Origin of the sequence: Celeribacter ethanolicus (genome assembly GCF_001550095.1) — a bacterium.
Taxonomy (GTDB): Bacteria; Pseudomonadota; Alphaproteobacteria; order Rhodobacterales; family Rhodobacteraceae; genus Celeribacter; species Celeribacter ethanolicus.
The window spans coordinates 118,835-143,218 of record NZ_LRUC01000013.1 but is presented as its reverse complement, the minus strand read 5'-3'; the positions used below and the strand labels follow the sequence as shown (position 1 = coordinate 143,218).

Below are 24,384 nucleotides of genomic sequence, written 5' to 3'. Positions count from 1 at the left end.
GCGCCGCCCCGACGTTGATCTGTGTCAGAAAGGTATATCTCAGACTGAGAAATAAGTCCCGTCGAAAGGCACTGCAAGCGATCCTCCGCCGATGCCCTCGACCGTCAGCCGGTCCGCCCCGACACGCACCCCCGCCGCGCCACGCCAGCCCTCGGGCCGGTCCAGCACCGCGATGGCATGGCGCAGGATGAGCCGCCCCTCTGGTCGCAACGAGACCGAGCTGGCCACGCCTTCGCGCGCCACCGCATTATTCCCCAAGGCGGCGCGATGCCCCTCGGCGCCTGCCGCGCACCCGTCCTCGATGCCCAAAACCCCGTCGTGCCGCCCCTCCCAGGGCGCATAGCCTCGTCCGCCGTTGGAAACCCAAAGCATGGTGACCGGCATCACCCGGCTGTCTTTCAGCACCACGACGATGTCACCTTGCGCGGCGCGCGACACCGCGGTCCAGCCGATCCCCCCGCTGTCCGCCTCGATCAGCGTGATGAAATCCTCATGCCCGCTCTCTCGCGGATAATGCGTCAGATCCACCGTGCCGCCTGAGACGGAGGGAAACCGTGTCACATCCTCGCTCCGCGCCCAGGGGGCCAGAACATGCGCGGGTTCCAGCGGATCGTTGGTCACCGCCGCACGTTTTGGCGAATAGGCGATGTGATCCCCCGGCGACACCCGAAACATCGGATGATGTGCAAAGGTCAGTCCCCCTTCGCCGCCCGCGATCACATGGCGCTGATACAGCACCGGATGGCCCTGACAGAACCGCAACTCCTTGGTGAGCCGCGCTCCCATCACCTCGCGTTCGAGCGCCAGTCTCATCACAGCGCAGGCCCCATCCTCCGCCCGCACCACCGGATGCCAGCGCGAATTGGCACTCCAGCCATGCGGCGGATCGCTCACCAGATCGGATGTGCCAAAGGGGGCGGCGAGAAAATCCCCCGCCAGATGCGCGTCGATCACAGACCCAGCGGCCTCAGCCGCAGGCGTGCCGACCCAATGCGCGGTATGAAAAATCTCGCGCCCGTCGACCGTAAAACGCCGGATATTGCCGACCTCGGGGTCGAAGGCCAGAGCGAGCGGCCCCGCCCGAAGACGCAGCCAGCGCTCCATCAGCCCCGGAACCCCGTGGCGACCACGAATTTCTCGGAACTGTCGGAGCGCGAGGCCGGCGGCTTCATATTCACCACCTTCTCGAATTTCTGCTTCAACAGCTTCTGGAGATCACCCTCAGCGCCCCCCGCAAGCACTTTCGCCACAAAGGTCCCGCCCGGGGTCAGCACGTCAAACGCCAGATAGGCCGCCGCTTCGCACAGCGCGATGATCCGAAGGTGGTCGGTCTGCTTGTGGCCGGACGAGGCCGCCGCCATATCCGACATCACCACATCCGCCGGACCACCGAGCCATTCTTTCACCTGCTCGTCCGCATCATCGGACATGAAATCAAGCTGATAGGTCTGAGCCCCGGCAATCGGTTCGACCTCCTGCAAGTCGACCCCCAACACGGTGCCGATCTTCTTGCCGCTCTTCTCGCCAAGCGCATTGACCCGTTTGACGGCCACCTGACACCAGCCCCCCGGCGCACAGCCGAGATCGACCACCCGCGCGCCCGGCACGAGAAAGCGGAACTTGTCGTCCAACTCAAGAATTTTGAACGCCGCGCGCCCGCGATAGCCTTCAAGCTTGGCGCGCTTCACATAAGGATCGTTGAGTTGCCGCTCCAGCCAACGGGTCGACGACAGCTTGCGCCCGCGCGCAGACTTCACCTTCACCCGCAAATCACGTGCCCCACGCCCGGAAGTCTTCTTGTCGGCCATCACTCAGAGTCCTTTTGATCGAAAGGCCTTATAACAGCAACGCCGCCCCTTGGGAAAGGGCTTCCGATTTGAGTATTTTCACAGCAAAGGAAACCCGATTGCGTCTCCTTTGCTGCCGCAAATACTCACTTGAACGCTTTCAGTCGCGCCATCAGCGAGGACGTATCCCAACGCCCGCCGCCCATGGTCTGCACATCCTTGTAGAACTGATCTACAAGAGCCGTGACCGGCATCGGCGTGCCGGTTTCCTCGCCCGCCTCCAGACAGATCGCCAGATCCTTGCGCATCCAGTCGACCGCGAACCCGTGTTCGTACTCGCCCGCCAGCATGGTCTTGTGGCGGTTCACCATCTGCCACGACCCGGCCGCGCCGCCCGCGATCACCTCGACCAGCGCTTCGCCATCGAGACCGGAGTTTTCCGCCAGCAAAAGCGCTTCGGAGAGCCCCTGCACCAGCCCGGCGATACAGATCTGGTTGCACATCTTGGCGGTCTGGCCCATACCCACTTCGCCCAACCGTTTCACAGTGCGGCCATAGGCGGCCATGATCGGTTCGGCCTTGGCATAATCCTCTTCCGTCCCGCCGCACATCACCGAAAGCACACCGTTTTCCGCCCCCGCCTGACCGCCCGACACCGGCGCATCGACATAGCCGATACCGTTTTCAGCGGCCACGGCAGCCAGTTCGCGCGTCACTTTCGCCGAAACCGTGGTGTGATCGACAAACACCGAGCCGGCGCTCATTCCGGCAAAGGCCCCGTCGGGCCCAAGGCAGACGGAGCGCAGATCGTCGTCGTTGCCGACACAGGCCATCACGAAAGCGGCCCCCTCTACCGCCTCGCGCGGTGTGGCGGCGAACCCGCCTTTGTGCGCCGCAGCCCAGGCTTCGGCCTTGGCCGTGGTGCGGTTGTAAACCGTCACGTCATGGCCTTTGGCTTCGAGATGGCCCGCCATCGGGGACCCCATGACTCCCAACCCCAAGAATGTGACTTTTGCCATGGCTTTTCCCTCTCCGCCGGATGTGATTTAACGGCGCAAACCGTAGCCGCTCGCGGCCCCGCGTCAACATCCATTCGCGCACATCCGATAGGTCTGCCCCGCCCATGGCCCGCACTTTCTCCATTCTGCTGAAGCTTGTCTCAGCCCTCGTCCTTCTGACCGTCCTCGGCATCTGGCTGACCTATTGGCTCGCCGCGCGCTCGCTTCCGGATTACGATGCCGATTACGAGGTGCCGGGGATTTCCGCCCCGGTCGAAATCGCCCGCGACAACGCCAACGTACCGCATATCTTTGGCACCACCGATACGGATGTCTATTACGGGCTCGGCTTTGCCCATGCCCAGGACCGTCTGTTCCAGATGATCCTCCTGCGCCGCACAGCCCAGGGCAAACTGTCCGAGATGTTCGGCGAGCGCACATTCAAGACCGACGAGCTGATGCGGCGGCTGGGGATTTACGACGCGGCTCAGGCCTCTGCTCAGGTTCAGAGCCCCGAGGCCATGGCGGCGCTCGAGGCCTATGCCCGCGGCGTCAACGCCTGGATCGCCGAGGTCAACGAGGGCGCGCGCGGACGCGGTGCGCCGGAGTTCTTCCTGTTCCCGAACGAGATCGCCTATTGGCAACCCGCCGATTCAATTGCGATCCTGAAACTCGTGGCCTTCCAGCTCTCCGATCAAATCCCCAATGAGGTGCTGCGCGCCCAAGCTTCGCTCTTGCTGCCGCAGGAACGTCTGCGCGACCTGATGCCAGATGCGCCGGGCACGGGCACCGCCCTTTTGCCCTCCTATGCGACCCTGTTCCCGGAGGCCATCCCTGGCAAACAGCCGTCCGGCACGCAATATGCCATGTCGCCTTTCCCGAAGCCGGGTCTTGCGGGCGCGTCCAACGTCTGGGCCGCCGCCCCCGGGCGCTCGACCTCCGGCTCGACGCTTCTCGCCAACGATCCGCATCTCGGGTTTTCCGCCCCCGGCGCGTGGTATCTGGCGCGGCTCGAACTTTCGAGCGGCGGGGTGATCGGCGCCTCCGTGCCCGGCATTCCCGCCATCGTCTCCGGGCGGCGCGAGGATTTCGGCTGGGGCATCACCGCCGCCTATCTCGACGACGCCGATCTCTATATCGAGCAACTCAACCCGGACAATGCCAGCGAAGTTCTCACGCCCGACGGCTTCAAACCGATGCGCACCCGGCCCTCGATCGTTCAGATCAAGGATGCCGCGCCGCGCACCCTGACGTTGCAATGGACCGAAAACGGCCCGGTCCTGCCGGCCACCGCCTTTGACGTCGACACGATCACGCCGCCGGGCCATGTGGTCTCTGCCGCCTGGACCGCGCTGGTCTCCGACGACCGTTCCATGTCCGCCGTTGTGGCGCTCAATCACGCCCACACCCTGACCGAGGCGATGCAGGCGGCGCGCGATTTCGCCGCCCCGGCGCTCAACCTCGTCATGGCCGACCCGGACCGGGTGCAGATGAAGGTGATCGGCCGCGCGCCTCTGCGCGACGCCCGCCACCAGTCGCAGGGCCGCATCCCCTCGCCGGGCTGGATCGAGACCAACCGCTGGCAGGGCTGGCGCGATTTCGACGATCTGCCGCTGTTCACCGGCGGCGAGACCGGCATTGTCGGCAACACCAACAACAAGACGGTGGAGGCCCCCTTCCCCGAGCACCTGTCCTATCACTGGGGCGACACCCAGCGGGTGCAGCGCTGGACCCGGCTGATGCAATCGCGCGAGGTGCACACCCGCGACAGTTTCATCGAAGTGCAGAACGATGTGGTCTCCCCCGCCGCGCGCACGCTGTTGCCGCTCGTCGGCGCGGACCTGTGGTTCACCGGCGAGGCCGCGCCCGAAGGCACGCCAGAACGCCAGCGCCAGCATGCACTCGAACTTCTGGCCGAATGGAACGGCGAGATGAACGAACACCTGCCGGAACCGCTGATTTACTACGCCTGGATGCGGGCGCTTCAGGATCGTCTCATCCGCGACGACATCGGGCCGCTGGCGCGCAGCTTCACCCATGTCGATCCCTTGTTCATCGAACGCGTCTATCGCGACATCGACGGCGCGTCTGCGTGGTGCGACGTGATCCAGTCGGCACCTGTCGAGACCTGCACCGACATCGCACGCATGGCGCTCGACGATGCGCTGTTGTGGATCGGGGAGCATTATTCAACGAATCTTGAAAGCCTACGCTGGGGCGATGCGCATATGGCGCATCACGATCACCCTGTGCTGGGCGATGTGCCCTTCCTGAAGTGGGTGGTGAATATCCGGCAATCGACCTCGGGGGGCGACAACACGCTGATGCGCGGCGTCACCTCCGGCGATCCCGCCGATCCTTTCGCCAACGTCCATGGCGCGGCCTACCGGGGCGTCTACGATTTCGCCGATCCCGACAGTTCGGTCTTCATCACCGCCACCGGCCAGTCCGGCCATCCCTTGAGCCGTCACTATGACGATCTGGGCGAGCTGTGGCGGCGGGGCGAATATGTACCGATGAGCCTCGACCCGGAACTGGCGCGGGCGGCTGGTGTCGGCATCACCCATCTGATGCCGAGAGAATGAACCCGCAATGACCTCCGAGCTCGACAAGATGCGCGCGGGTGACTGGTATTGCTCGATGGACCCGGAGATCGACGCGATCCGTACCCGGGTCTTCGATGCAGTGCACCGGCACAACATGGCGCTGCCGTCCGAGCGCGGCAACATGCACCCGGCGCTGCGCGAGGTGATCGCCGCTGCGCCGGAAAGCGCCCGGATCGAGGGTCAGTTTCACCTCCTGTATGGCGAGAACCTGTTTCTCGGTGAAGAGGCGTTTCTCAACGTCGGCTGCGTCGTGCTCGACAGCGGTCGGGTGGAGATCGGCGCGCGCACGATGATCGGGCCAAAGGCGCAGATCTACTGCGCCGATCACCACCGCGATCCGGTGCTGCGCGGCCAGTTGATCGAACGCGCCCTGCCCGTCACCATCAGCCAGGACGTCTGGATCGGCGGCGGGGCGATTGTCCTTCCGGGCGTCAGCATCGGAGGTCGCGCGATTGTCGGCGCGGGGGCTGTCGTGACGAAAAACGTCGCACCGGGTGCGCGGGTTGTCGGCAATCCGGCGCGGGAGATTTAAAGCCTTTTAACGCGAAGAAAAGACGCGCTCGAACTTTGGGTCACGTGCAAATTCTCTTTGTGCGGCCCATGCCTCGAACCCGACCTCTGGGCCAAGTCGGCCATGGATTTGCGGCTTGAACCAATATTCCAGAACCTGCACCGAAATGGAATTCATCGCCGGCCCCGTGGAACAACATCGAACATTTGGCGGATCTCCGAAGCGCAATGTCCGAGCTTCAATCTTCGGTGCCAAAACCGGTTTCGCTTCCGACGAAGACAGGGCGTCTCGGAAGTCCCGGCGACAGGCCTGGCACCGGATCAAAAGCAGCACTACTTCCTGCGCGGAAATCTTGGCCGCCTGTTCCGGTGAAAAATCCGCATAACGCGGCACGGCATGCTCATCGAACCAAAGCGGAGGTTCGGCAATGCGGCTCAGAATGTCATCGTAAAAGACATGCACGGACAGCGCTCACGCCTGCGCCTTCAACTCTTCCTTGTAGACGAGGAAAGACGCGCCCTTCTGCGCCGCGGTCTGGGCCGCACGGTCGAGGGCCTTGTCGGTGAACCGCTGTTTCTGACCGGTGATGTCCCCGGCCTTTTTCAGCGTGATCCCGGACCATCCCGTCACCTGAAGCCCCTTGGCCGCCTTGCCCGTGGCATGTTTCACCTCAGAGGCCACCATAAACACCATGATTGCGTGGCGCGCGCCCATGCGCAGGCCGGTTTTCGCCCCCGCCGTGGCCTCGAACAGCATCATGAACAGATGCGGCTTCGACGCGGCATCCGCCTTTTGTGCGCCCGTCTTCGGTGCCGCCTGTTTCGCCGTGGCCTTTTTCGGCGCGGCCTTCCTGGTCGTCTTGCTCTCTTGCGCGCTCATCTCACATCTCCCGGAATTGCTTTTCCTGCCGCGGCGTCCACAGCACCTTGAGCTGATACCCCTCTTCGGTCATCTCCTCGGAAAGAACAACCCCCTCCTCGAACAGCCACGCCCGTTTGCGCCCTTCCGAATAGGGCAGGACCATGTCGCGCTCGATCTTCTCCTCTTCGAAGAAGGCCGAGACGGCAGAGAGAAGCTCCGGCACGCCCTCGCCCGTCACCGCCGAGATGGCAAAGATGTTCTCTTCATGCGCCGCCCGCTCCATCCGGGCCGCACGCGCCTCGTCGTCCAGAAGGTCGATCTTGTTCCAGACCTCGAACATCGGCGCGTCGTCCTTGATCCCGAGATCGCGGAGAATTTTCAGAACGTCGTCGCGCTGATGATCGGTTTCCTCCGACGCAATATCGCGCACATGCAGGATCAGATCGGCGTCCAGCACCTCTTCGAGCGTCGCGCGGAAGGCGGCCACAAGCTGCGTCGGCAGGTTGGAGATGAACCCCACCGTGTCGGACAGGATAATCTCGCGATCACCGCCATGGGCGTTTTCGATCACAAGCTGGCGCATGGTCGGGTCGAGCGTCGCAAACAGCATGTCTTTGGCGAACACATCCGCGCCGGTCACCGTGTTGAAAAACGTCGACTTGCCAGCGTTGGTGTAGCCCACCAGTGCCACGATCGGAAACGGCACCTTGGCGCGGGACGCGCGGTGCAGCTCACGGGTTTTCACGACTTTCTCCAACTGACGCCGGAGCCGGGTCAGTTGTTCGTCGATGGCACGGCGGTCGGCCTCGATCTGGGTCTCGCCGGGACCGCCGACAAAGCCCAAACCGCCGCGTTGCCGCTCAAGGTGGGTCCAGGCGCGCACCAGCCGCGTGCGCTGATAGGTGAGTGCGGCCATTTCGACCTGCAACACGCCTTCGCGGGTCCGCGCACGGTCGGAGAAAATCTCCAAAATCAACCCGGTGCGGTCCAGAAGCTTGACCTTCCATTCCTTCTCCAGGTTGCGCTGCTGCACCGGCGTCACCGGCCCGTCGACCAGCACCAACTCCACCTCAGCGAGCTTCATCCGCTGCTTCAGCTCCTCGATCTTGCCGGTGCCAAAGAGATGGCCGGGCTGGATCTTGGGCAGGCGCACGATTTCGGAGCCGACCACCTCCAATTCGGGCAAGGCATCGGCCAGGGCCACGGCCTCTTCGAGTCCCGCGACGGGATCGCGGCGGGTGCGGTCGGAAGTAATGTCGGGATGAAGCACCCAGGCGCGGGTCTTCTTCACCTCATGGTCATGCAGTTCGGCCAAATGCCGCTCCTTCAAACGTGAGAAAGCACCTGTCGCAATGCGACAAGTGCCCGGTTCCATACCGTCACTTATACCTTAACGAACGGAATACAAGAGGCCTGAAATCAGGCCTCTTCGCCGTCGTAGAGATTGATCGGCTGGGCCGGCATGATCGTCGAGATCGCGTGTTTGTAGACGAGCTGCGACTGGCCGTCGCGGCGCAGCAGGACGCAGAAATTGTCAAACCACGTGATCACGCCCTGAAGTTTCACGCCGTTGATCAGAAAGATCGTCACGGGAACTTTGGTCTTGCGAACATGGTTGAGGAAGGCGTCCTGAAGGTTCTGTTTGTCGGCGGCCATGATCTTTGCCTTTTTCTTGCGCTTTTGATGCGAACTGTCCCTCGGGCGACAGCACTTGAGGTGAGTTCGCCGGAGATTCCGGGGAATGTCAAGATAAGGCGCTGATTTTCGGAAGCTTGTTTTCGCCGCGACGCAAATTTGTGTCACATCCGCAGGATGGTGGCGCTAACGCCTCACACCAAAACCTCAGCGCCGCCAGAACTCCGGGTTCAGAAGCGCGATGATCGCCAGCATCTCCAGTCGCCCGAGTACCATGGTCGCCGCCAGAATGAGCTTTTCCGGACTGCCGAGCGCGGCATAGCTCAGCGGCACATCGCCCGCCACCTGCACCAGCGGTCCGGTGGTGGTCAGCGCCGAGATGGTAAAAATCGTTGCCGCTTCGAAATTCTGCCCGTAGAGCGACAACAGCATCATCACGGCGGCGATGGTGAAGGCGAAGACCATGAAATAGACCCAGGCGACATAGGCGCCCTCGCGCCGTATGCGCCGGGCATTGGCACCCGCGCCGCCGACCGAGTTCGGCGAAATCAGTTTCTCGATCTCGCGTTCTCCATGGCGCACCAGCGCATAGAGCCGGATGAGTTTCACCCCCCCGGCCGTGGTCGCCACACCGCCGCCGAAAATCGCCAGCCCCATCAGCAGCACGCCCGGCGCCTGCAACCCCGACCAGAGCCGCGCCTCTTCCCAGCCCCGGGATTCGAACCCCGAGGTCGAGAGAAAGGAGAGCACCATGAAGGTGCCGCCCCAGAGCGAGGACAGCGCCCGTCCGACGGTCCAGTCGCCGGAAACCTCAAGCACCGCAACCCAATGGCGCAGGAACAGGAGCAAGGGCACGGTTACGATAAGCGCCAGCGCGATCTTCATCTCCGGATCGCGCCACAACGGCGGCGCATCGAGCCGCGGCTGATCTGCGGTGAAGGTCTTGCGCGACAGCGCCAGGAACAGGAAGGCGAAGACCAGCAGCTCGCCCATGAACCCGCCTCCGGCCTGGGTCAGCCCCCCCACAGGCGAAATGCCGGAGGTCGCCATCACCGACATCGCATGGCAGAGCGCCACATAGGGGGTGGAGCCGACCATGGAGAGCGCGAACCACAGCGCCAGCGTCAGCCCGAGGTAGATCGGAAACAGCTTCGAGGTGAATTTCGCCATCCGCTCGGGGGCGGCGGCGATGCGGGTGATCTGGCTCGCCCGCGTCTCCGCCTGCCCCGGCTGGCGCGAGGAAATGACCTCGAACCCGCCGAGGTTCAGCGGCGCCAGAACCGCCACCGCCGTGACCCAGGCAAAGAGCCCGCCGAGCCACCCCACCAGCGCCGTCCAGAGATGCACCGGCTTGGTCAACCGTGCCGGATCGTCGAACAGCGTCGCCCCCGTGGTGGTGAGCGCCGAGACCATCTCGAAATAGGAGTTGAAATAGGTGGTGTCCTTGGTCGCCTCGGAAAACGGCACCGCGAGGATCAGTGGCAAGAGCGTATAGGCGCCCAGAAGGGTCAAAAGCTGGTTGCGCCCCTCCCGGTCGCGCCCGCCCCCCGCATCCGCCCCCTCGGGGCGATAGCGTGCGATGGCAATGAACAGCGCCAGAGAGGAAAACAATACGCTGGCGTAGACGAAGGCCCGCGCATCGTCCCATTCCCGCAGCACAAGCGCATAGATCGCCGGCACCATCATGGCGGCACCGGAGACCAGCATGAGCTGGACGAAAAAGGGCATGCGCGAAAAGCGGTTCATCGGGCGCCGTTCATCAGAAATAGTCGATCGAGACCTGCAACAGGCGTTCGACCTCTGGCACGTCGGCCGCGAGCGAGAAGATAGTGATCACGTCGCCCTCGTCGATCCGGGTCTCGCCCATCGGCTTGACGTATATGTCACCCTTGGTCAGCGCGCCGACAAGCACGCCTTCCGGGAAGTCGATGTCCCGGATGCGCTTGCCGGAGATCGGCGAGGTCGACAAAACCTGCGCCTCAATCACCTCCGCCTCGCTGTCGCCCACCGAATAGACGTTGCGCACCCGGCCGTGGCGGATGTGGCGCAGGATCGAGGACACCGTCGTGGCCCGCGGGTTGATATAGGCGTCGATGTCGAGCGCATTGAGGATCGGCACCAGCGTCGGGTCGTTAACCAGCACGATGGCCATTTTTGCCCCGGCAGTCTTCGCCCGCACGGCGGCCAGCATGTTGACCTTGTCGTCATCCGTCACGCAAAGCACCGCATCGGCGCGGCTCACCCCGGCTTCGGACAAAAGCTCCGGATCGAGCCCGTCGCCGTTCAGGACGATGGTGCGTTCCAGCGCGTCCGCCGCCTTCTCGGCGATCTTGCGGTCGCGCTCGATGATCTTGGCCCGCACCCGTTCGGTCCGTGCCTCCAGCGCCTGGGCCACGCCGAGACCCACGTTGCCGCCGCCCAGGATCACCACACGCTCCTGTTTCGCGTTGGTCTTGCCGAAAATCTCCAGCGTCCGGGTGATGTCGTCGGAATGCGCAAACACGTAAATCTCGTCACGGGCGAAAAGCTGGTCCTTCGGCTCCGGTGCAAAAAGCCGCCCGTCACGGCGCACCCCCACCACGGTGGCGCGCAGCGTCGAGAACAGCTCGGTCAGCTCTCGCAGCGAGGTATTGAGCACCGGGCATTCCTCTTCGAGCAGGATGCCCATGAGCTGCACCCGCCCGGCCAGAAACGCCTGGGTGTCAAAAGCCGCAGGGGCCGCCAAACGCCGGAGCGCAGCCTCGGCCACCTCCTTCTCCGGCGAAATCACCACGTCGATCGGAAGATGATCGCGGCGGTAGAGATCGGAATAGATCGCGGTCAGATAGCTCTGCGCCCGCAGCCGGGCGATCTTGCGCGGCACGTTGAACACGGAATGCGCCACCTGACAGGTAACCATGTTCACCTCGTCGGAATAGGTCGCGGCAATCACCATGTCGGCGTCGCGCGCGCCCGCCTTTTCCAGCACATCCGGGTAGGAGGCAAAGCCTTCGATCCCCTGCACGTCGAGCGTGTCGGTGGCGCGGCGCACCAGCGCGGGGTTGTTGTCCACGACCGTCACGTCGTTCTTCTCGACGGAGAGCTGCTTGGCGATCTGCCAGCCGACCTGACCCGCGCCGCAAATGATGACCTTCATCGCATCATCCCTGTTTCAGGGCCGTCCGTGAAACTCACGTCGCGCCCTTGCCATGTCACGCCCTGCGCCGGAACCGGTCCGGTGCGCGCAGGGCTTTCGCTTCGCCACAGGCTTGGCACGGAATATCAGGGGCGTCAACGCACCCGCATACCGCCCGGGCCTCCGGATGCCTTTGCGTCACCCGATACCGCCAAGCCCCGCTCAGTCGGTTTCCTCGACATAGGCCATCCGGCCACCCTGCTTGTTGCCGGTCACCACGCCCAGCGACTTGAGCTTGCGGTGCAGCGCCGAGCGCTCCATGCCCACGAATGTTGCGGTGCGGGAAATATTGCCGCCGAACCGGTTGATCTGGGTCAGCAGGTATTCGCGTTCGAACACCTCGCGCGCCTCCCGAAGCGGCAGGGTCGCGATCGCAGGCGACAGCATCGCCCGCCCGTCGTCCTCGCGCACACCGTCCTCGTTGGGCAATTCGTCGGCCTCGATCAGCCCGGTGCTGTCGCCGAGGATCAACACCCGTTCGATGACGTTCTTGAGCTGGCGCACGTTGCCCGGCCAGGCCATGGTCTGAAGCATCGCCGCGGCATCCTCGGACAGATCGCGCAGCGGCAAGCCCTGTTCCCGGTTCAGCTTCTCGATAAAATACCGTGCCAGTTCCGGGATGTCCTCCCGGCGTTTTTCGAGCGCAGGCACCTCGATCGGAACCACGTTCAGCCGGTGATACAGCTCTTCGCGGAACCGCCCCGCCTCGATCTCCGCCAGAAGATCGCGCGAGGTCGAGGACACGACCCGCAGATCGACCGACACCTTGGCATTGCCCCCCACGCGGGTGAAGCGCTGATCGACCAGCACCCGCAGGATCTTCGACTGGGTGCCAAGCGGCATGTCGGCAACCTCGTCGAAATAGATCACGCCGCCGTTGGCCTCCTCGAGAAGCCCCTTCTCGACGCCCCGCTCCGGCGTCTCGCGCCCGAACAGCACCTCTTCCATCCGGTCCGGTTCGATGGTCGCGGACGAAACCGTGACAAACGGCGCCTCGCGCCGCTCAGAGCCGGCGTGAATGAACCGCGCGGCCACTTCCTTGCCGACGCCCGCGCCGCCCGTCAGCATCACCCGACCGTTGGATTTCGTCACCTTCTCGAGATTGCTCTTGAGCTGCTTGAACGCCGCCGACACCCCGATCATCTCCAGTTCGCCCGAACCAGACCGTTTCAGCGTGGCGTTCTCCCGGCGCAGACGCGAGGTCTCCATGGCGCGCGTGATCACCACCATGAGCTGGTCGATGTTGAACGGTTTCTCGATGAAATCGTAAGCGCCCTGTTTGATCGCCGCGACGGCGATTTCGATATTCCCGTGACCGGAAATGATAATGATCGGCACTTCCGGGTGCTCGCGCTTGACATGTTTCAGGATGTCGATCCCGTCCATGTCGCTGTCCTTCAGCCAGATGTCGAGGATCATCAGCGCCGGAACGCCCGCGTCGATTTCCTTCAGGCATTCGTCCGAATTCGCGGCCAGCCGCGTCTCAAAGCCCTCATCCTGCAAAATATCCCCGATCAGCTCGCGAATATCGCGCTCATCGTCGACGATCAGAATATCAGACATCATTCACTCCAGACTTCATCTTTACACCGCAAGTTCTTGTTTTTCTTCAACACGCTCATCGCCTGCAACAGCGATGCGAATGGTCGCACAGGCCCCGATCCGGCCCGTCTCATCCAGAGGCGCCCCGTCGGTCAGCGTCAGCGTCCCGCCGTGTTCCTCGATGATCTTCTTGACGATCGGCAGGCCCAGCCCGGTGCCTTTTTCCCGCGTCGTCACATAGGGTTCGAACAGCCGCGAACGATCCTCCGGCAGGCCGATGCCGTTGTCCGTCACCGTGATCACCGCCTCCTGATCGTCGCATTGCATGGCCACGAGAATGCGTGGCTCATAACCCTGAGGAATTCCGCACTCCTCAAGACTTTCAATTGCTTCCCCAGCGTTCTTGATCAAATTTGTGAGCGCCTGCCCGATCATCGTCGCATCGACTTCGGCCAACGCCGTGGTCGGTTCGATCCGCGCCGTGATCTTCACATCCGGCTGGGCATTCTGCTGCAACAGCACCGCGCCCTTCACCAGCTCGACCAGATCGTGCTCGCGCCGCTCCGGGCTTGGCATCCGGGCGAATTTCGAGAATTCGTCGACGATCCGGCGCAGATCACCGGTCTGGCGCACGATGACCTGAGTATATTGCTCAAGATCCGCGCGCGCCTCCTCATCAAGCCCGCGTCCGAATTTGCGCAGGATGCGTTCGGCGGACAATTGAATGGGCGTCAGCGGGTTCTTGATCTCATGCGCAATCCGTCGCGCCACATCGCCCCAGGCCGCCAGCCGCTGTGCACTCACAAGATCCGTCACGTCGTCAAAGGCCACCACATAGCCCTCGAGCGCACCTTCGACGTCACGTCGGGTGGCGATCCGCACCAAAAGGCTTTCCTGCGCGCCGGACCGAATGAGCCGCAACTCCTCCTGTGCCACCTCGCGTTTCTGGCTGCGCAACAGGTCGAAGAGCGGACCGAATTCCGGCACGACAACGGCCAGCGCCTCGCCGGTCACGTCGCGCTCGCCAAGATTCAAAAGCGCCTGCGCCGAGCGGTTCAGAAGCGTCACACGGCCCTCCGCGTCCAGCCCCACAACCCCCGCCGTCACCGAGGACAGCACGGAATCGAACAGCCGGCGGCGATGCTCGATCTGGGCGTTGCGTTCGAGCAATTCGTCGCGCTGCACCTTCACCTGACCGGTCATCTGGTTGAACACACGACCCAGTGTGGCGATCTCGTCCTGCCCCTCTTCCTCGGGCACACGCACCGAAAGATCGCCTTCGCCCACCTTCTGCGCCGCGCCCGCCAGCCGCCCGATCGGCTGCGCCAGCCGTTCGGCGAACCACAGACCGAGCCAGGTCGCGGCCAGAATGAGGATGATGGCAAAGCCGATGTACAAGAGACCGAATTCGAACAACAGCCGCCCGCGCTCGCTTTCCAACTGGTTGTACAGCGCGATGCTGTCCTGGGTCTCATCGAGCAGGTTGAGGATCTTGCCGTCCACATCGCGGGTCACGTAGAGATAGCGGTCGGAGAAGCCCGCCAGACGCTGAAGCGCCCGGCTCTCGTTGCGGTCCCAATCGTCGATCAGGACCAGTTCGCCGGTCTCCGCCCGCGCCCTCTGCGCCTCCGTCGGTTTCTCGTAATTGAACAGATAGGAACGCTCGCCCCGCGCCTTGATCTCGCCCGCCCGGTCGATGACATAGCCCTCGCGCAGACCGCGCTGGATGAGCCCCTGCCCCTGGTTGAGCACCTGCCGCAAGTCGCCGTCGGACAGAATCGTGACCTGGCGGCGTCGATCAATGATGAAATTCGCCAAGGCGCGGGTGTCGTCGGCCAGACCGTCACGATGTTCGGTCTCATAGGCCTTCGCCGCTTCCAGAGACGAGCCCACCACGTTGCGCACCCGGTCGGAAAACCAGCCCTCGAGGCCGAAATTCACCGTCACCACGGCGAAGACAGCCACCATGACGGTCGGGATGAGCGCCAGAAGCACGAAGGCCCCCGACAGGCGCAGGTGCAGCCGCGAGCCCTCGGAATGCGCCCGGCGCGCGGCGATTACACTGGCGATGCGCTGCGCCACGAGCCCCGCGACGACAATGATATAGACCACATCGGCCAAAAGCACGCCGCGCAGCACGGAAGAGGCCGGGCCATGGTCGAGCGGCCCCAAAACGAGGAAGGTCAGCACCGCCAGCAGCGGCCCGAGAACGAACACGGCAAGGGTCGCCGCATTCTGCAACCGCCGTTGCCGCCGAAGCCGCATCAGCCTGTGCCAGCTTTGCCGACCGATTCTTTGTGCCACGGGCTTTTGCGCCATGGACCGTACCCTCGTACTGCTCAAAACCAGCCCCGCGCGCCCCATTATTCATGGGGTTTGACGCAAGACACCGTGGCAGAGACAGCGCAGCGGAGTGTCATTCCGGTCACTGCGCCCTATTCGGCACGGATGTGGCCTTTTTACATCAGCTTGCGACGGCGTGTCACCTGAATATCGAGGTCATTGATCTTTTTCCGCAAGGTATTGCGGTTGATGCCAAGCAAATCGGCACATTTGGCCTGATTTCCCCCGACCGCATCGAGCGCGATCTCGATCAGCGGCCCCTCGACCTCTTTCAGAATGCGCTGATAAAGACCCGGCGGCGGCAGCACGCCCCCGTGCAGGTCGAAATAGCGGCGCAGATGCTTGGCCACCGACGACGACAGCTTCTCGCCCTCGCCCCCGCCCTGCAGCGGTTCCATCGCGGGCTGGTTGCCCAGCACGGTCTCGACCTCCATCCGGGTGATTTCCTCCTCCGGCGAGGTTACGATCAGACGACGAATGGTGTTCTCCAACTGGCGCACGTTGCCCGGCCAGCTATAGGCCCGCACCAGATCCATCGCCTCGCCGGTGAAGCGGCGCGCCGACAGCCCGTCGCGCTCGGCCTTCGAGAGGAAGAACTCCGCCAGCAGCGGAATGTCGTCCACCCGCTCGCGCAGCGAGGGCACGGAAATCGTCACGCCGCCCAAGCGGTAGAACAGGTCCTGACGGAAGGCACCGCTTTCCATCTTGGCCGAAAGATTGGCCTGCGAGGTCGCCATGATGCGTGGCGCGTTGTCGGTAAAGCTGTCGAGCATGCGCACGATGCGGGCCTGCGCTTCCTCATCGAGATCGCCCACCTCATCGAACAGGATCGAGCCGTTCCGGGCCTTGGAAATCACCGCCGCGGGACCTTCCATCGTTGCCAAATCGGAGGCGGAGACCACCACGAACGGCAGGCTACGACGGTCGGAGAAATCGTGGATCGCGCGTGCAATCAGGCTTTTGCCGGTACCGCTCTCGCCGGTGATCAGCACCGGCAGATCGGTGTTCATCACGCGCGCGACAAGCCGGTACAGCGTCTGCATCGCGGGCGTGCGCCCCACCAGCGGCAGGTCTTCCTGCGGCGCGCCCAGTTCCGACGGCGCCTTGGCGGTCGACGGCGCCGGATTGGCGCGACGCTTGACCTCGAGCGCCTTGGCCGCGCGCTTCATCAGGTCGGGAAGGTCGAAGGGCTTCGGCAGATAGTCGAAGGCCTCGGCCTCGGCGGCCTGAATGGCCGTCATGATGGTGTTCTGCGCCGAGATCACGATCACCGGCAGGCCGGGGCGCAGTTCGGCGATGCGCGGCAGGCTCTCAAGCCCGTTGCCATCGGGCATCATCACATCGGAGATCACCAGATCGCCTTTGCCCTCTTCCACCCAGCGCATCAGCGTGACCAGAGACGAGGTCGCATGCACCTTGCAGCCCGCGCGGGTCAGCGCCTGGGTCAGGACCGTGCGGATCGTGCGGTCGTCATCGGCGACGAGGATCGTGCCATCCATAGTATTCTCTCCTTGTCAGTCTCGCATCGAGCCCATCGGCCCGCGCGCAGCCCCCTTCTCTGCGGGGTTTTTCTCAACTTTATGACCTGTCACGCGCATGTCACTCTTTATTTCGGCTCACTCTTTCTCGGTTCGCGCGGCGCGACCGGAAGCGAGATGCGGAACACGGTTCTGCCGGGCACGGAATCCACGGAAATCCAACCCTCGTGATCGGAAATAATCTTCGACACCAGTGCAAGGCCCAGCCCCGTGCCGTTCTCGCGCCCCGAGACGAAGGGTTCGAACACATCGGCGGCAATCTCCGGCGGAAGTCCAGGGCCGTCGTCGATGATCTCGACCTGAAGCGGCAGCGCCGCCCCCGTGCCGTCCTTGCGCCGCAGGCGTAGCGACAGGTCGTAGAAGGTCCGAAGCCGGATCGTACCGCCCCCCTTGCCCGCCGCCTCAGAGGCGTTTTTAATCAGGTTCAGAAACACCTGAAGGATCTGATCACCATCGACGAAGGTGGGTGGCAGAGAGGGGTCGAACTCCTCAATGAATTTCATGTTCGCGCCGTAAGACAACTCGGCGGATTTGCGTGCCCGGTCCAAGAGGTCGTGAATGTTGATCGGGCGTTTCGCGGGCGGGCGCAGGTTGCCGAATTGCTCCACCTGCTCCAGAAGCGCCACGATCCGGCGGCTCTCAGCCACGATCAGATCGGTCAGCTCCAGATCCTCCGGCGTGAGGCTCATCGACAAAAGCTGCGCCGCGCCCGTGATGCCCGCCAGCGGGTTCTTGATCTCATGCGCCAGCATTTCCGCCATGCCAATGGCCGAGCGCGCCGAGGTCTTGACCTGATGTGCCCGGCCCAGCCGGTCGGCGATCTGGCGCGGTTCCATCAGCAGGACAAGCCAGTTGTCCATGCCCTGCAAGGGCGCGATCTGGATGTTGCACTGCACCGGCGCCGCATTGCCGCCCGAGACATCGACATTGTTGATAAACAAGGGGGAATCGTCACGCCGCACACGTCCGAAGGCCTCTTCCAGAGGCGCGTCGATGGCGAGCTTGTCGAACACCGGCACGCCGGTCAGCGCCTTGGCGGAGGCGTTGAGAAACAGCTCGGCGGCAGAATTGACCTCGACGATCTGGTCATCCGCGTCGATCATGATCGCGGGCACCGGCAGCGAGGGCCAGAGCATGTCGAAACGATGTGTCATGCGGCGCAGACCTCCCCGCTCAGCGCTTCGGGCAGCAGCGCGAACACGTCGCGCGGCGATTTTTGCGTCAAAACGCGCTTGCGCAGCGCATCCGCCGTGCCCGCCGTATCCATGTACCAGCCCAGATGTTTGCGCATCACCCGACCGCCCAAGGCTTCGCCATAAAACGTGAGCCCTGCCTCGTAATGACCCGCGACCATGTCGGCGAAATCCTTGCCCTCGGGGCGCGCGGGCATTGGTGCACCGGTCAGGTTCGCAGCGACCTGCGCCAAAATCCACGGACGCCCCTGCGCGCCCCGCCCGATCATCACCCCGTCGGCCCCCGATTGCGCCAGCGCCATCCGCGCAGCCTCGGGGCTGGTGATGTCACCATTGGCGATCACCGGGATCGCCACCACGTCCTTCACCGCCCGGATCGCCGCCCAATCGGCGCGCCCCTTGTAGAACTGGCACCGCGTCCGGCCATGGATCGTGATCATCTGAATGCCCGCCTCTTCGGCGCGTTTCGCCAGTTCCGGCGCATTCAAAAGCGCATCGTCCCAGCCAAGCCTGGTTTTGAGCGTCACGGGTACGGCAACCGCCCCCACCACCGCTTCGATCAGGCTCAACGCATGATCGAGATCGCGCATCAGCGCCGAGCCGGAATAACCCGACACCACCTTTTTCGCCGGACAGCCCATGTTGATGTCGATGATCTGCGCGCCATTGTCTTCGGCCATTTTTGCCGCGAGCGCCATCGGCTCCGCCTCGCGCCCCGCAAGCTGCACGGCGGTGTTCTCGACCCCGAAACCAAGCTCCGCCTTCTCGCGCGCGCCCGGACGTGCGTTCAGCATGTCATGCGAGGCGACCATCTCCGACACCACCAACCCCGCACCGAAAGACGCGACCAGATCGCGAAACGGCAGGTCCGTGATGCCAGCCATGGGGGCCAGGAACACGGGCGGGTCCAGTGCGAGTTGCGCCAATTCAACGGGCAAGCGATTAATCCTTGAGCATTTCGGACAGAGGTAGCGGTCACAGCCGCGAGTCGCAAAGGATCGCGGCGAAAAATGTGGCGAAAAACACGTTATGCATAAAATTTAACCATCCCTCAGGTCAAAAACAGCGCATTGCAAGCCTGCGCGCCACCGATTATGCCAAAACCCATGACAAAAATCGCAGCTCTGATCGTCGCCGCCGGACGCGGCACCCGCGCGGGCGGGGAGATGCCGAAGCAATGGCAAAGGCTGGGGGCCGCCCCCACAGCCCTGCGCGTCATCGACCATGCCATCGCCGCCTTTCGCCCGCATGTCGCGCGCATCGTCGTCGTGCATCACGCGGACGATTTCGATCTGGCGCAAAGCCTTGAAAACGTGACGCTTGTTTCCGGTGGCGCGACCCGATCGGCTTCCGTGAAGGCGGGGCTTGAGGCACTTTCCGGTCAGGATTTCGACCGGGTTCTGATCCATGACGCGGCCCGCGCCCTGATCCCTACCGAGGTGATCGAAGGCGTGCTCACCGCACTCGAAACCCACGAGGGCGCAGCACCTGCGCTCATGGTCTCGGATGCGCTCTGGCACGGCGCGTCCTCGCAAAATGCCGATGAAACAGGCATTTTCGTCGAGGGCACCCGCGATCGCAGCGGGCTGTATCGCGCCCAGACGCCACAGGGTTTTGTCTTCGACGCCATTCTGACCGCCCACCGCGCCTTTCAGGGCGAGGCCGCCGACGATGTCGAAGTGGCACGCGCCCATGGCATCGCCGTGGCGATCACCGAAGGCTCGGAAGAGAATTTCAAGATCACCCACCCCGGCGATTTCGCCCGGGCCGACGCAGTTCTGCGTCAAAGACAACAGGAGAAGGCAGCGATGGAAATCCGCCCCGATATACGCTTGGGCAATGGCTATGACGTGCACCGTTTCGGCGAGGGCGACCATGTCTGGCTCTGCGGCGTGAAACTCCCGCACGGGCGCAGCCTTCAGGGCCATTCCGACGCCGATGTCGGCATGCATGCGCTCACCGATGCGATTTACGGCGCACTGGCGCGCGGCGACATCGGTCAGCATTTTCCGCCCTCGGACCCGCAATGGAAAGGCGCCGAAAGCCATATCTTCCTGCGCCATGCCATCGGGCTTGCGCGCGAGATGGGTTATGAGATGATGAATTGCGACGTCACGCTGGTGTGCGAACGCCCCAAGGTGGGACCCCATGCCGCCTCGATGCGCGCCGCTCTGGCGGATATCATGGGCGTCGATGTGGAGAAAGTCTCGGTCAAGGCGACCACCTCCGAGCGGCTCGGCTTCACCGGGCGCGAAGAGGGCATCGCGTCGCTCGCGACCGCCGCCCTGATCAAGAGCTGAGCGACAAAACCGCGGCAAAGGCCCCGGTCAAAGACCTGAAGGAGACCCCGGATGAACCCCTATGCGGAACTGATCGCGACCCTCGCCAAGATCGGCTACATGAAACCCGCCTCCGGCACCTGGGGCTCCGCCGCCGCCGTGCCGCTGTTCTGGGCGCTGCATGAAAGCCTCGGCGTCCCCGGCGTGCTGATCGGCACAGCGGTGGCCTTTGTCGCAGGCCTCTGGGCCACCCAGAAAATGACCGCAAACAGCGACAACGAAGACCCCTCCGAGATCGTCATCGACGAGCTGGTCGGCATGTGGATCGCGCTCATCCCGGTCTCCATCGGCTCCGCCATGGCCGGTATGCCCTCCACCACGCTCTGGCCCGCATGGCCCACCGCCTTTCTCGCCTTCCGCCTGTTCGACATCTGGAAACCGGGCCCCATCGGCTGGGCCGACCGGCGCGGCGATGCGCTTGGTGTGATGCTCGACGACGTCATCGCGGGCGTCTTCGCCGCCGTCGTCGTTCTGGTCTTTGCAGGCGTCTATCACGGTCTGATCCAATGAGCGCGCATGCCACTACCCTGCCCCTCGCGCTGGCCGAAGAGGTGCTTGCGCTGGCCCGCACCGCAGGCCTGATGATCGCCACCGCCGAAAGCTGCACCGGCGGGCTGATCGTCGGCACGCTGACCGAGATCCCCGGCTCCTCCGACGTGGTGGATCGCGGCTATGTCACCTATTCCAACACCGCCAAGCGCGAGATGATCGGTGTTTCGCCTGTGACGCTCGCTGAACATGGTGCGGTCTCCGAACAGGTGGCTCAGGAGATGGCGGAAGGCGCGCTTGCGAAATCCATGGCCGGGATCGCTGTCGCCGTCACCGGCATCGCAGGCCCGGGCGGTTCTGAGCACAAGCCCGAAGGCCGGGTCTGTTTCGGCCTTGCCCGCAAGGGCGCGGTCACCGTGGTGGAAACCGTGGAATTCGGTCCCTTGGGCCGGGCGGGCGTGCGTGGCGCGACGGTGGAGCATGCACTCGAAATGCTGCGCTCGGCGCTCAGGACATAAGAGCATAAAATCGGCGGGCACACGCCGGATCGGGAGGAAACATGATCGACATTCTGCTGGTGCTCGTCGCCGGGCTCTTGGGGGGCATGCTCAATGCCGTTGCGGGGGGCGGTACCTTTCTGACCCTGCCCGCGCTGATCTTCGCGGGCGTGCCTGCCGTGTCCGCCAATGCCACCGCCACGCTCTGCGCCCTGCCCGGCTATGTCAGCAGCGTCTGGGCCTATCGCCGCGACCTGCACACCACCGCCAATATGCCCGCCCTGCGCATGATCGCCGTCTCGGCCCTCGGCGGCCTTCTTGGCGCGGGTCTGTTGTTGATCACGCCCAATGACACGTTTCTCATCGCCGTGCCCGGCCTCATGGCGCTGGCCACCCTGCTTTTTGCCGGGGGGCCGCAACTGATCCGGCGCCTTTTGGCCCGCGACATGCTGGCGCCTACGGGCGCGGCCATCGCGCTGTTGCTGGTGTCGATCTATGGCGGCTATTTCAATGGCGGGCTGGGGATCATGCTTCTGGCCGTGCTGGGCCTCATCGGCTACACCGACCTGCATGCCATGAACGGGCTGAAAAACGCGCTGTCGGTGCTCTTGTCGCTGGTCTCCGCCGTGACCTATGCGCTCGCAGGCGTCATCGCCTGGGACTATGCCGCGCTTCTGGCCGGAGCGATGGTCGCGGGCGGATTTTTAGGCGCGCATTTCGCCCGCCGCATCCGCAACACCGCCCGGCTCAAACAGTTCATCGTGCTGGTCGGGCTGGTGATGACAGTGATCTTCACGGTGCGGCTGTTCTGAGCGCTCAGCCGTTGCAATCACATTCATGGGAGTGAGGATGGAAAGGGTCGCGCAAAACTTGGGTCACGCTATCCCAATAGCGCTCTCCGCGTTCAGACATCGAACCGCGCACGCCTCTGGCTGTCGGATGAACGCCCCGGATAAAGTCCCTTTCGATTTGAGCGCTCTCAAGAGCCCAGCCAGCAACCTTACCGAAAGCAAGAATGGCAGAGGGGTTCACAGCAGCCACCTCGTCACGTAGAACTGAAAAGCACAGATCGCGAAGCGGAGCGTTCCGCATAACAACATTCCTGCCAGCATAGAGCTTGATCGCATCCGTAACCCAAACGTCATACCCCGTCTCAAGGCAACGCACGATCAGGTTCCAGAGCATTTTGTAATGCCGTCTGTTCCGATAGTATTCATTGTCGATGCCGAAAAAGGTGCCGACGGTGACTTTCTGCTCCTCACCTTTCCGCCAAGGATCTTGGGCACAGAACATCACCCTGCCCTTCGCAGGGCGGTCCAGAGACAAAAGACAGGGAAGATCATATCCAACTTCAACCTGCATATGCTCCTTCCAGAGAGAAGAATTCCAATGATCGCGTGAAATCGTGGGCATTTGTCGGCCCTCAGGGTGGGGTCCATAGAAAACATCCCTGATTTCATCAGACGCACGGAGCAATGCTTCAGAGGAAAATAACGGCGTCTGGCTTTCAATGACGTCGTTCCAAACGCCAGTATTAAATCTAATCTCAGTAATATCCATTCATGATATTTCCCCTAATAAGACTAAATATCCTCAGCCGTACAACTCCTGCGCCCGGCGCTCGAACGCCCGCACGATGCGCTGCATCGCCTCGTTGAACACCACGCCGATCACGCCTTGCAGGATCGCGTTCTTGAATTCGAAATCGACAAAGAACTCGATGTCACAACCGCCATCCGCGGCGGGTGTAAAGACCCACCAGCTTTTCATATAGCGAAACGGCCCGTCGAGATATTCCGTGTCGATCTTGCGCTCCGCCGGGTAGAGTTTGACCCGAGAGCCGAATTTCTCGCGGAACACTTTGAACGAGATCACCAGATCGGCCAGCATCAACTCGTGGTCGCCCATATCCGTGCGCGAGCGAATGCGCGCGGCGGCGTTCCACGGCAGGAATTTCGGGTAATTCTCCACATCCGCCACAAGCGCGTACATCTGATCGGCGCTGTAGGGGAGGTGTTTTGTTTCCTGATGCGTCGGCATGGTCTCTGGTCTGTCTTTGTCCGGCCTGATACATCTATGGCCGAGACGGAAAATGCAAGAGTCCAAAGAGGGGACAGCATGACGCAGCGGCCATATCACATCGACACCATGATCTCGGCCAAGGCCATCGCGGCGCGGATCGAGGATCTCGCAAAAGAAATCCGGCGCGCCTACAAGGACACGGACAAACTCGTGGTCGTGGGTCTGCTGCGCGGGTCTTTCGTGTTCATCGCCGATCTGGTGCGCGAACTGGACATGAATGTCGAGGTCGATTTCCTCGAAGCCTCCTCCTATGGCGACGGCACGGAATCCTCTCGCGAAGTGCGCATCCTCAAGGACCTGCGCAACCCGATCGAGGGCCGTGACGTGTTGGTGGTCGAAGACATCGTCGACACCGGCCACACCCTCTCCGCCGTCATCAAGCTCTTGAAATCGCGCAAACCGCGCAAGCTCGAGACCATCGCCCTTCTGGACAAACCCGCCCGCCGCGAGGTCGATCTCAAGGCCACATGGATCGGCTTTGAAATCCCCGACGCTTTCGTCGTGGGCTATGGCATCGACTATGCGCAGGCCAACCGCAACCTGCCCTTCATCGGCTCCGTGGTCTTCGACGACGCACCGGAAACGCCCGCATGACCCCCATGCACTGGCTGCTGCGCGCCAAACGCTGGTCGCAAAATCCACCTTCGGCGAAACGGGTCGTCTTCATCTTCGCCATCGTCGCCACCTGTCTGGCACTTGTCCTTGTGGAAAAACTCTTCGGCCTGCCGGCCTGGATGCAGATCAACGGCGGCCCCCGTTAAGGACCCGCCGCATATCCGAGGATGTCG

At 63.2% G+C, this 24,384-nt stretch carries 24 protein-coding genes; 8 read left to right on the top strand and 16 right to left on the bottom strand.

Annotation, left to right across the window (positions count from 1 at the left end):
- Window positions 1-39 precede the first annotated feature (39 nt).
- The 3 genes from NH195_RS07265 to NH195_RS07255 all read right to left on the bottom strand — a co-directional run bounded on the left by NH195_RS07265 (window position 40) and on the right by NH195_RS07255 (window position 2,806).
- The gene (locus NH195_RS07265; protein WP_066705042.1) at window positions 40-1,104 is read right to left on the bottom strand and encodes a hypothetical protein; all 1,065 of its coding nucleotides are present in this window, start codon (window positions 1,102-1,104) and stop codon (window positions 40-42) included.
- Window positions 1,104-1,808 carry an RlmE family RNA methyltransferase gene (locus tag NH195_RS07260; RefSeq protein WP_066705040.1) on the bottom strand — a complete coding sequence of 235 codons (705 nt, stop codon included), beginning with the start codon at window positions 1,806-1,808 and terminating at the stop codon, window positions 1,104-1,106. Before NH195_RS07260 ends, NH195_RS07265 begins: the two co-directional genes overlap by 1 nt.
- A gap of 125 nt (window positions 1,809-1,933) precedes the next feature.
- On the bottom strand, window positions 1,934-2,806 hold the full coding sequence (locus tag NH195_RS07255) for an NAD(P)-dependent oxidoreductase (RefSeq protein WP_066705038.1): 873 nt from the start codon (window positions 2,804-2,806) through the stop codon (window positions 1,934-1,936).
- Window positions 2,807-2,910: 104 nt separating this feature from the next.
- On the opposite strand from NH195_RS07255, the gene NH195_RS07250 reads away from it, so the two are divergent.
- Both NH195_RS07250 and NH195_RS07245 read left to right on the top strand, forming a co-directional pair.
- The gene (locus NH195_RS07250; protein WP_066705037.1) at window positions 2,911-5,370 is read left to right on the top strand and encodes a penicillin acylase family protein; all 2,460 of its coding nucleotides are present in this window, start codon (window positions 2,911-2,913) and stop codon (window positions 5,368-5,370) included.
- A gap of 7 nt (window positions 5,371-5,377) precedes the next feature.
- Window positions 5,378-5,923 carry a sugar O-acetyltransferase gene (locus NH195_RS07245; protein WP_066705036.1) on the top strand — a complete coding sequence of 182 codons (546 nt, stop codon included), beginning with the start codon at window positions 5,378-5,380 and terminating at the stop codon, window positions 5,921-5,923.
- A gap of 6 nt (window positions 5,924-5,929) precedes the next feature.
- Here NH195_RS07245 and NH195_RS07240 read toward each other — a convergent pair whose 3' ends face one another.
- The 11 genes from NH195_RS07240 to dusB form a co-directional block, all read right to left on the bottom strand.
- The gene (locus NH195_RS07240; RefSeq protein WP_066705035.1) at window positions 5,930-6,364 is read right to left on the bottom strand and encodes a hypothetical protein; all 435 of its coding nucleotides are present in this window, start codon (window positions 6,362-6,364) and stop codon (window positions 5,930-5,932) included.
- 9 nt (window positions 6,365-6,373) lie between these two features.
- Window positions 6,374-6,781: a hypothetical protein gene (locus tag NH195_RS07235; protein WP_066705033.1), complete on the bottom strand. Its 408-nt coding sequence runs from the start codon at window positions 6,779-6,781 to the stop codon at window positions 6,374-6,376.
- A gap of 1 nt (window position 6,782) precedes the next feature.
- The gene (gene hflX, locus NH195_RS07230) at window positions 6,783-8,078 is read right to left on the bottom strand and encodes a GTPase HflX (RefSeq protein WP_066705031.1); all 1,296 of its coding nucleotides are present in this window, start codon (window positions 8,076-8,078) and stop codon (window positions 6,783-6,785) included.
- Window positions 8,079-8,182: 104 nt separating this feature from the next.
- Entirely contained in the window at window positions 8,183-8,419 is a 237-nt protein-coding gene (gene hfq / locus NH195_RS07225) for an RNA chaperone Hfq (protein ID WP_066603845.1), read from the bottom strand.
- Between the two features lie 186 nt (window positions 8,420-8,605).
- The gene (locus NH195_RS07220; RefSeq protein ID WP_066705029.1) at window positions 8,606-10,144 is read right to left on the bottom strand and encodes a TrkH family potassium uptake protein; all 1,539 of its coding nucleotides are present in this window, start codon (window positions 10,142-10,144) and stop codon (window positions 8,606-8,608) included.
- 13 nt (window positions 10,145-10,157) lie between these two features.
- Entirely contained in the window at window positions 10,158-11,534 is a 1,377-nt protein-coding gene (gene trkA / locus NH195_RS07215; RefSeq protein ID WP_066705027.1) for a Trk system potassium transporter TrkA, read from the bottom strand.
- Window positions 11,535-11,735: 201 nt separating this feature from the next.
- Window positions 11,736-13,136 carry a nitrogen assimilation response regulator NtrX gene (gene ntrX, locus NH195_RS07210; protein ID WP_066705084.1) on the bottom strand — a complete coding sequence of 467 codons (1,401 nt, stop codon included), beginning with the start codon at window positions 13,134-13,136 and terminating at the stop codon, window positions 11,736-11,738.
- Window positions 13,137-13,157: 21 nt separating this feature from the next.
- A complete protein-coding gene (locus NH195_RS07205) occupies window positions 13,158-15,434 on the bottom strand; it encodes a sensor histidine kinase NtrY-like (protein ID WP_420795662.1) in 2,277 nt (758 codons plus the stop codon).
- A 140-nt stretch (window positions 15,435-15,574) separates the two neighbouring features.
- Window positions 15,575-16,957, bottom strand: coding sequence for a response regulator (locus NH195_RS07200; protein ID WP_066705023.1), 1,383 nt, complete (start codon window positions 16,955-16,957; stop codon window positions 15,575-15,577).
- 107 nt (window positions 16,958-17,064) lie between these two features.
- Window positions 17,065-18,150, bottom strand: coding sequence for a two-component system sensor histidine kinase NtrB (locus NH195_RS07195; RefSeq protein WP_066705021.1), 1,086 nt, complete (start codon window positions 18,148-18,150; stop codon window positions 17,065-17,067).
- Complete coding sequence (dusB, locus tag NH195_RS07190) at window positions 18,147-19,127, bottom strand: tRNA dihydrouridine synthase DusB (RefSeq protein ID WP_081423818.1); 981 nt, start codon at window positions 19,125-19,127, stop codon at window positions 18,147-18,149. The genes NH195_RS07195 and dusB overlap by 4 nt, the downstream gene beginning before the upstream one ends.
- A 168-nt stretch (window positions 19,128-19,295) precedes the next feature.
- Here dusB and NH195_RS07185 point away from each other — a divergent pair, with 168 nt between their 5' ends.
- From NH195_RS07185 to NH195_RS07170, 4 genes are read left to right on the top strand one after another with little or no spacing between them, the layout of a single operon-like run.
- The gene (locus tag NH195_RS07185; RefSeq protein ID WP_066705019.1) at window positions 19,296-20,489 is read left to right on the top strand and encodes a bifunctional 2-C-methyl-D-erythritol 4-phosphate cytidylyltransferase/2-C-methyl-D-erythritol 2,4-cyclodiphosphate synthase; all 1,194 of its coding nucleotides are present in this window, start codon (window positions 19,296-19,298) and stop codon (window positions 20,487-20,489) included.
- A gap of 51 nt (window positions 20,490-20,540) precedes the next feature.
- Complete coding sequence (locus NH195_RS07180; RefSeq protein ID WP_066705016.1) at window positions 20,541-21,038, top strand: phosphatidylglycerophosphatase A family protein; 498 nt, start codon at window positions 20,541-20,543, stop codon at window positions 21,036-21,038.
- Window positions 21,035-21,535: a CinA family protein gene (locus NH195_RS07175; protein WP_066705015.1), complete on the top strand. Its 501-nt coding sequence runs from the start codon at window positions 21,035-21,037 to the stop codon at window positions 21,533-21,535. The genes NH195_RS07180 and NH195_RS07175 overlap by 4 nt, the downstream gene beginning before the upstream one ends.
- Before the next feature lie 41 nt (window positions 21,536-21,576).
- Window positions 21,577-22,326, top strand: coding sequence for a sulfite exporter TauE/SafE family protein (locus NH195_RS07170; protein WP_066705013.1), 750 nt, complete (start codon window positions 21,577-21,579; stop codon window positions 22,324-22,326).
- A 4-nt stretch (window positions 22,327-22,330) separates the two neighbouring features.
- On the opposite strand, the gene NH195_RS07165 is transcribed toward NH195_RS07170, so the two are convergent.
- Together NH195_RS07165 and NH195_RS07160 are read right to left on the bottom strand one after the other, a co-directional pair.
- Window positions 22,331-23,074 (bottom strand): uracil-DNA glycosylase family protein, encoded by a 744-nt coding sequence (locus NH195_RS07165; RefSeq protein WP_155846097.1) that lies wholly within the window; start codon window positions 23,072-23,074, stop codon window positions 22,331-22,333.
- A gap of 33 nt (window positions 23,075-23,107) precedes the next feature.
- Window positions 23,108-23,554, bottom strand: coding sequence for a type II toxin-antitoxin system RatA family toxin (locus NH195_RS07160; protein ID WP_066705007.1), 447 nt, complete (start codon window positions 23,552-23,554; stop codon window positions 23,108-23,110).
- Between the two features lie 78 nt (window positions 23,555-23,632).
- Between NH195_RS07160 and hpt the strand changes: the two genes are divergently transcribed.
- Both hpt and NH195_RS21525 read left to right on the top strand, forming a co-directional pair.
- The gene (hpt, locus tag NH195_RS07155; protein ID WP_066705006.1) at window positions 23,633-24,190 is read left to right on the top strand and encodes a hypoxanthine phosphoribosyltransferase; all 558 of its coding nucleotides are present in this window, start codon (window positions 23,633-23,635) and stop codon (window positions 24,188-24,190) included.
- A complete protein-coding gene (locus NH195_RS21525) occupies window positions 24,187-24,357 on the top strand; it encodes a hypothetical protein (RefSeq protein WP_202906489.1) in 171 nt (56 codons plus the stop codon). Before hpt ends, NH195_RS21525 begins: the two co-directional genes overlap by 4 nt.
- The last annotated feature ends 27 nt before the right edge of the window (window positions 24,358-24,384 follow it).

Coding starts and splice junctions, on each gene's coding strand:
- NH195_RS07265 (WP_066705042.1), bottom strand. CDS start 1,104: ATGGAGCGCTGGCTGCGTCTTCGGGCGGGGCCGCTCGCTCTGGCCTTC.
- NH195_RS07260 (WP_066705040.1), bottom strand. CDS start 1,808: ATGGCCGACAAGAAGACTTCCGGGCGTGGGGCACGTGATTTGCGGGTG.
- NH195_RS07255 (WP_066705038.1), bottom strand. CDS start 2,806: ATGGCAAAAGTCACATTCTTGGGGTTGGGAGTCATGGGGTCCCCGATG.
- NH195_RS07250 (WP_066705037.1), top strand. CDS start 2,911: ATGGCCCGCACTTTCTCCATTCTGCTGAAGCTTGTCTCAGCCCTCGTC.
- NH195_RS07245 (WP_066705036.1), top strand. CDS start 5,378: ATGACCTCCGAGCTCGACAAGATGCGCGCGGGTGACTGGTATTGCTCG.
- NH195_RS07235 (WP_066705033.1), bottom strand. CDS start 6,781: ATGAGCGCGCAAGAGAGCAAGACGACCAGGAAGGCCGCGCCGAAAAAG.
- hfq (WP_066603845.1), bottom strand. CDS start 8,419: ATGGCCGCCGACAAACAGAACCTTCAGGACGCCTTCCTCAACCATGTT.
- NH195_RS07220 (WP_066705029.1), bottom strand. CDS start 10,144: ATGAACCGCTTTTCGCGCATGCCCTTTTTCGTCCAGCTCATGCTGGTC.
- trkA (WP_066705027.1), bottom strand. CDS start 11,534: ATGAAGGTCATCATTTGCGGCGCGGGTCAGGTCGGCTGGCAGATCGCC.
- ntrX (WP_066705084.1), bottom strand. CDS start 13,136: ATGTCTGATATTCTGATCGTCGACGATGAGCGCGATATTCGCGAGCTG.
- NH195_RS07205 (WP_420795662.1), bottom strand. CDS start 15,434: ATGGCGCAAAAGCCCGTGGCACAAAGAATCGGTCGGCAAAGCTGGCAC.
- NH195_RS07200 (WP_066705023.1), bottom strand. CDS start 16,957: ATGGATGGCACGATCCTCGTCGCCGATGACGACCGCACGATCCGCACG.
- NH195_RS07195 (WP_066705021.1), bottom strand. CDS start 18,150: ATGACACATCGTTTCGACATGCTCTGGCCCTCGCTGCCGGTGCCCGCG.
- NH195_RS07185 (WP_066705019.1), top strand. CDS start 19,296: ATGACAAAAATCGCAGCTCTGATCGTCGCCGCCGGACGCGGCACCCGC.
- NH195_RS07180 (WP_066705016.1), top strand. CDS start 20,541: ATGAACCCCTATGCGGAACTGATCGCGACCCTCGCCAAGATCGGCTAC.
- NH195_RS07175 (WP_066705015.1), top strand. CDS start 21,035: ATGAGCGCGCATGCCACTACCCTGCCCCTCGCGCTGGCCGAAGAGGTG.
- NH195_RS07170 (WP_066705013.1), top strand. CDS start 21,577: ATGATCGACATTCTGCTGGTGCTCGTCGCCGGGCTCTTGGGGGGCATG.
- NH195_RS07165 (WP_155846097.1), bottom strand. CDS start 23,074: ATGGATATTACTGAGATTAGATTTAATACTGGCGTTTGGAACGACGTC.
- NH195_RS07160 (WP_066705007.1), bottom strand. CDS start 23,554: ATGCCGACGCATCAGGAAACAAAACACCTCCCCTACAGCGCCGATCAG.
- hpt (WP_066705006.1), top strand. CDS start 23,633: ATGACGCAGCGGCCATATCACATCGACACCATGATCTCGGCCAAGGCC.
- NH195_RS21525 (WP_202906489.1), top strand. CDS start 24,187: ATGACCCCCATGCACTGGCTGCTGCGCGCCAAACGCTGGTCGCAAAAT.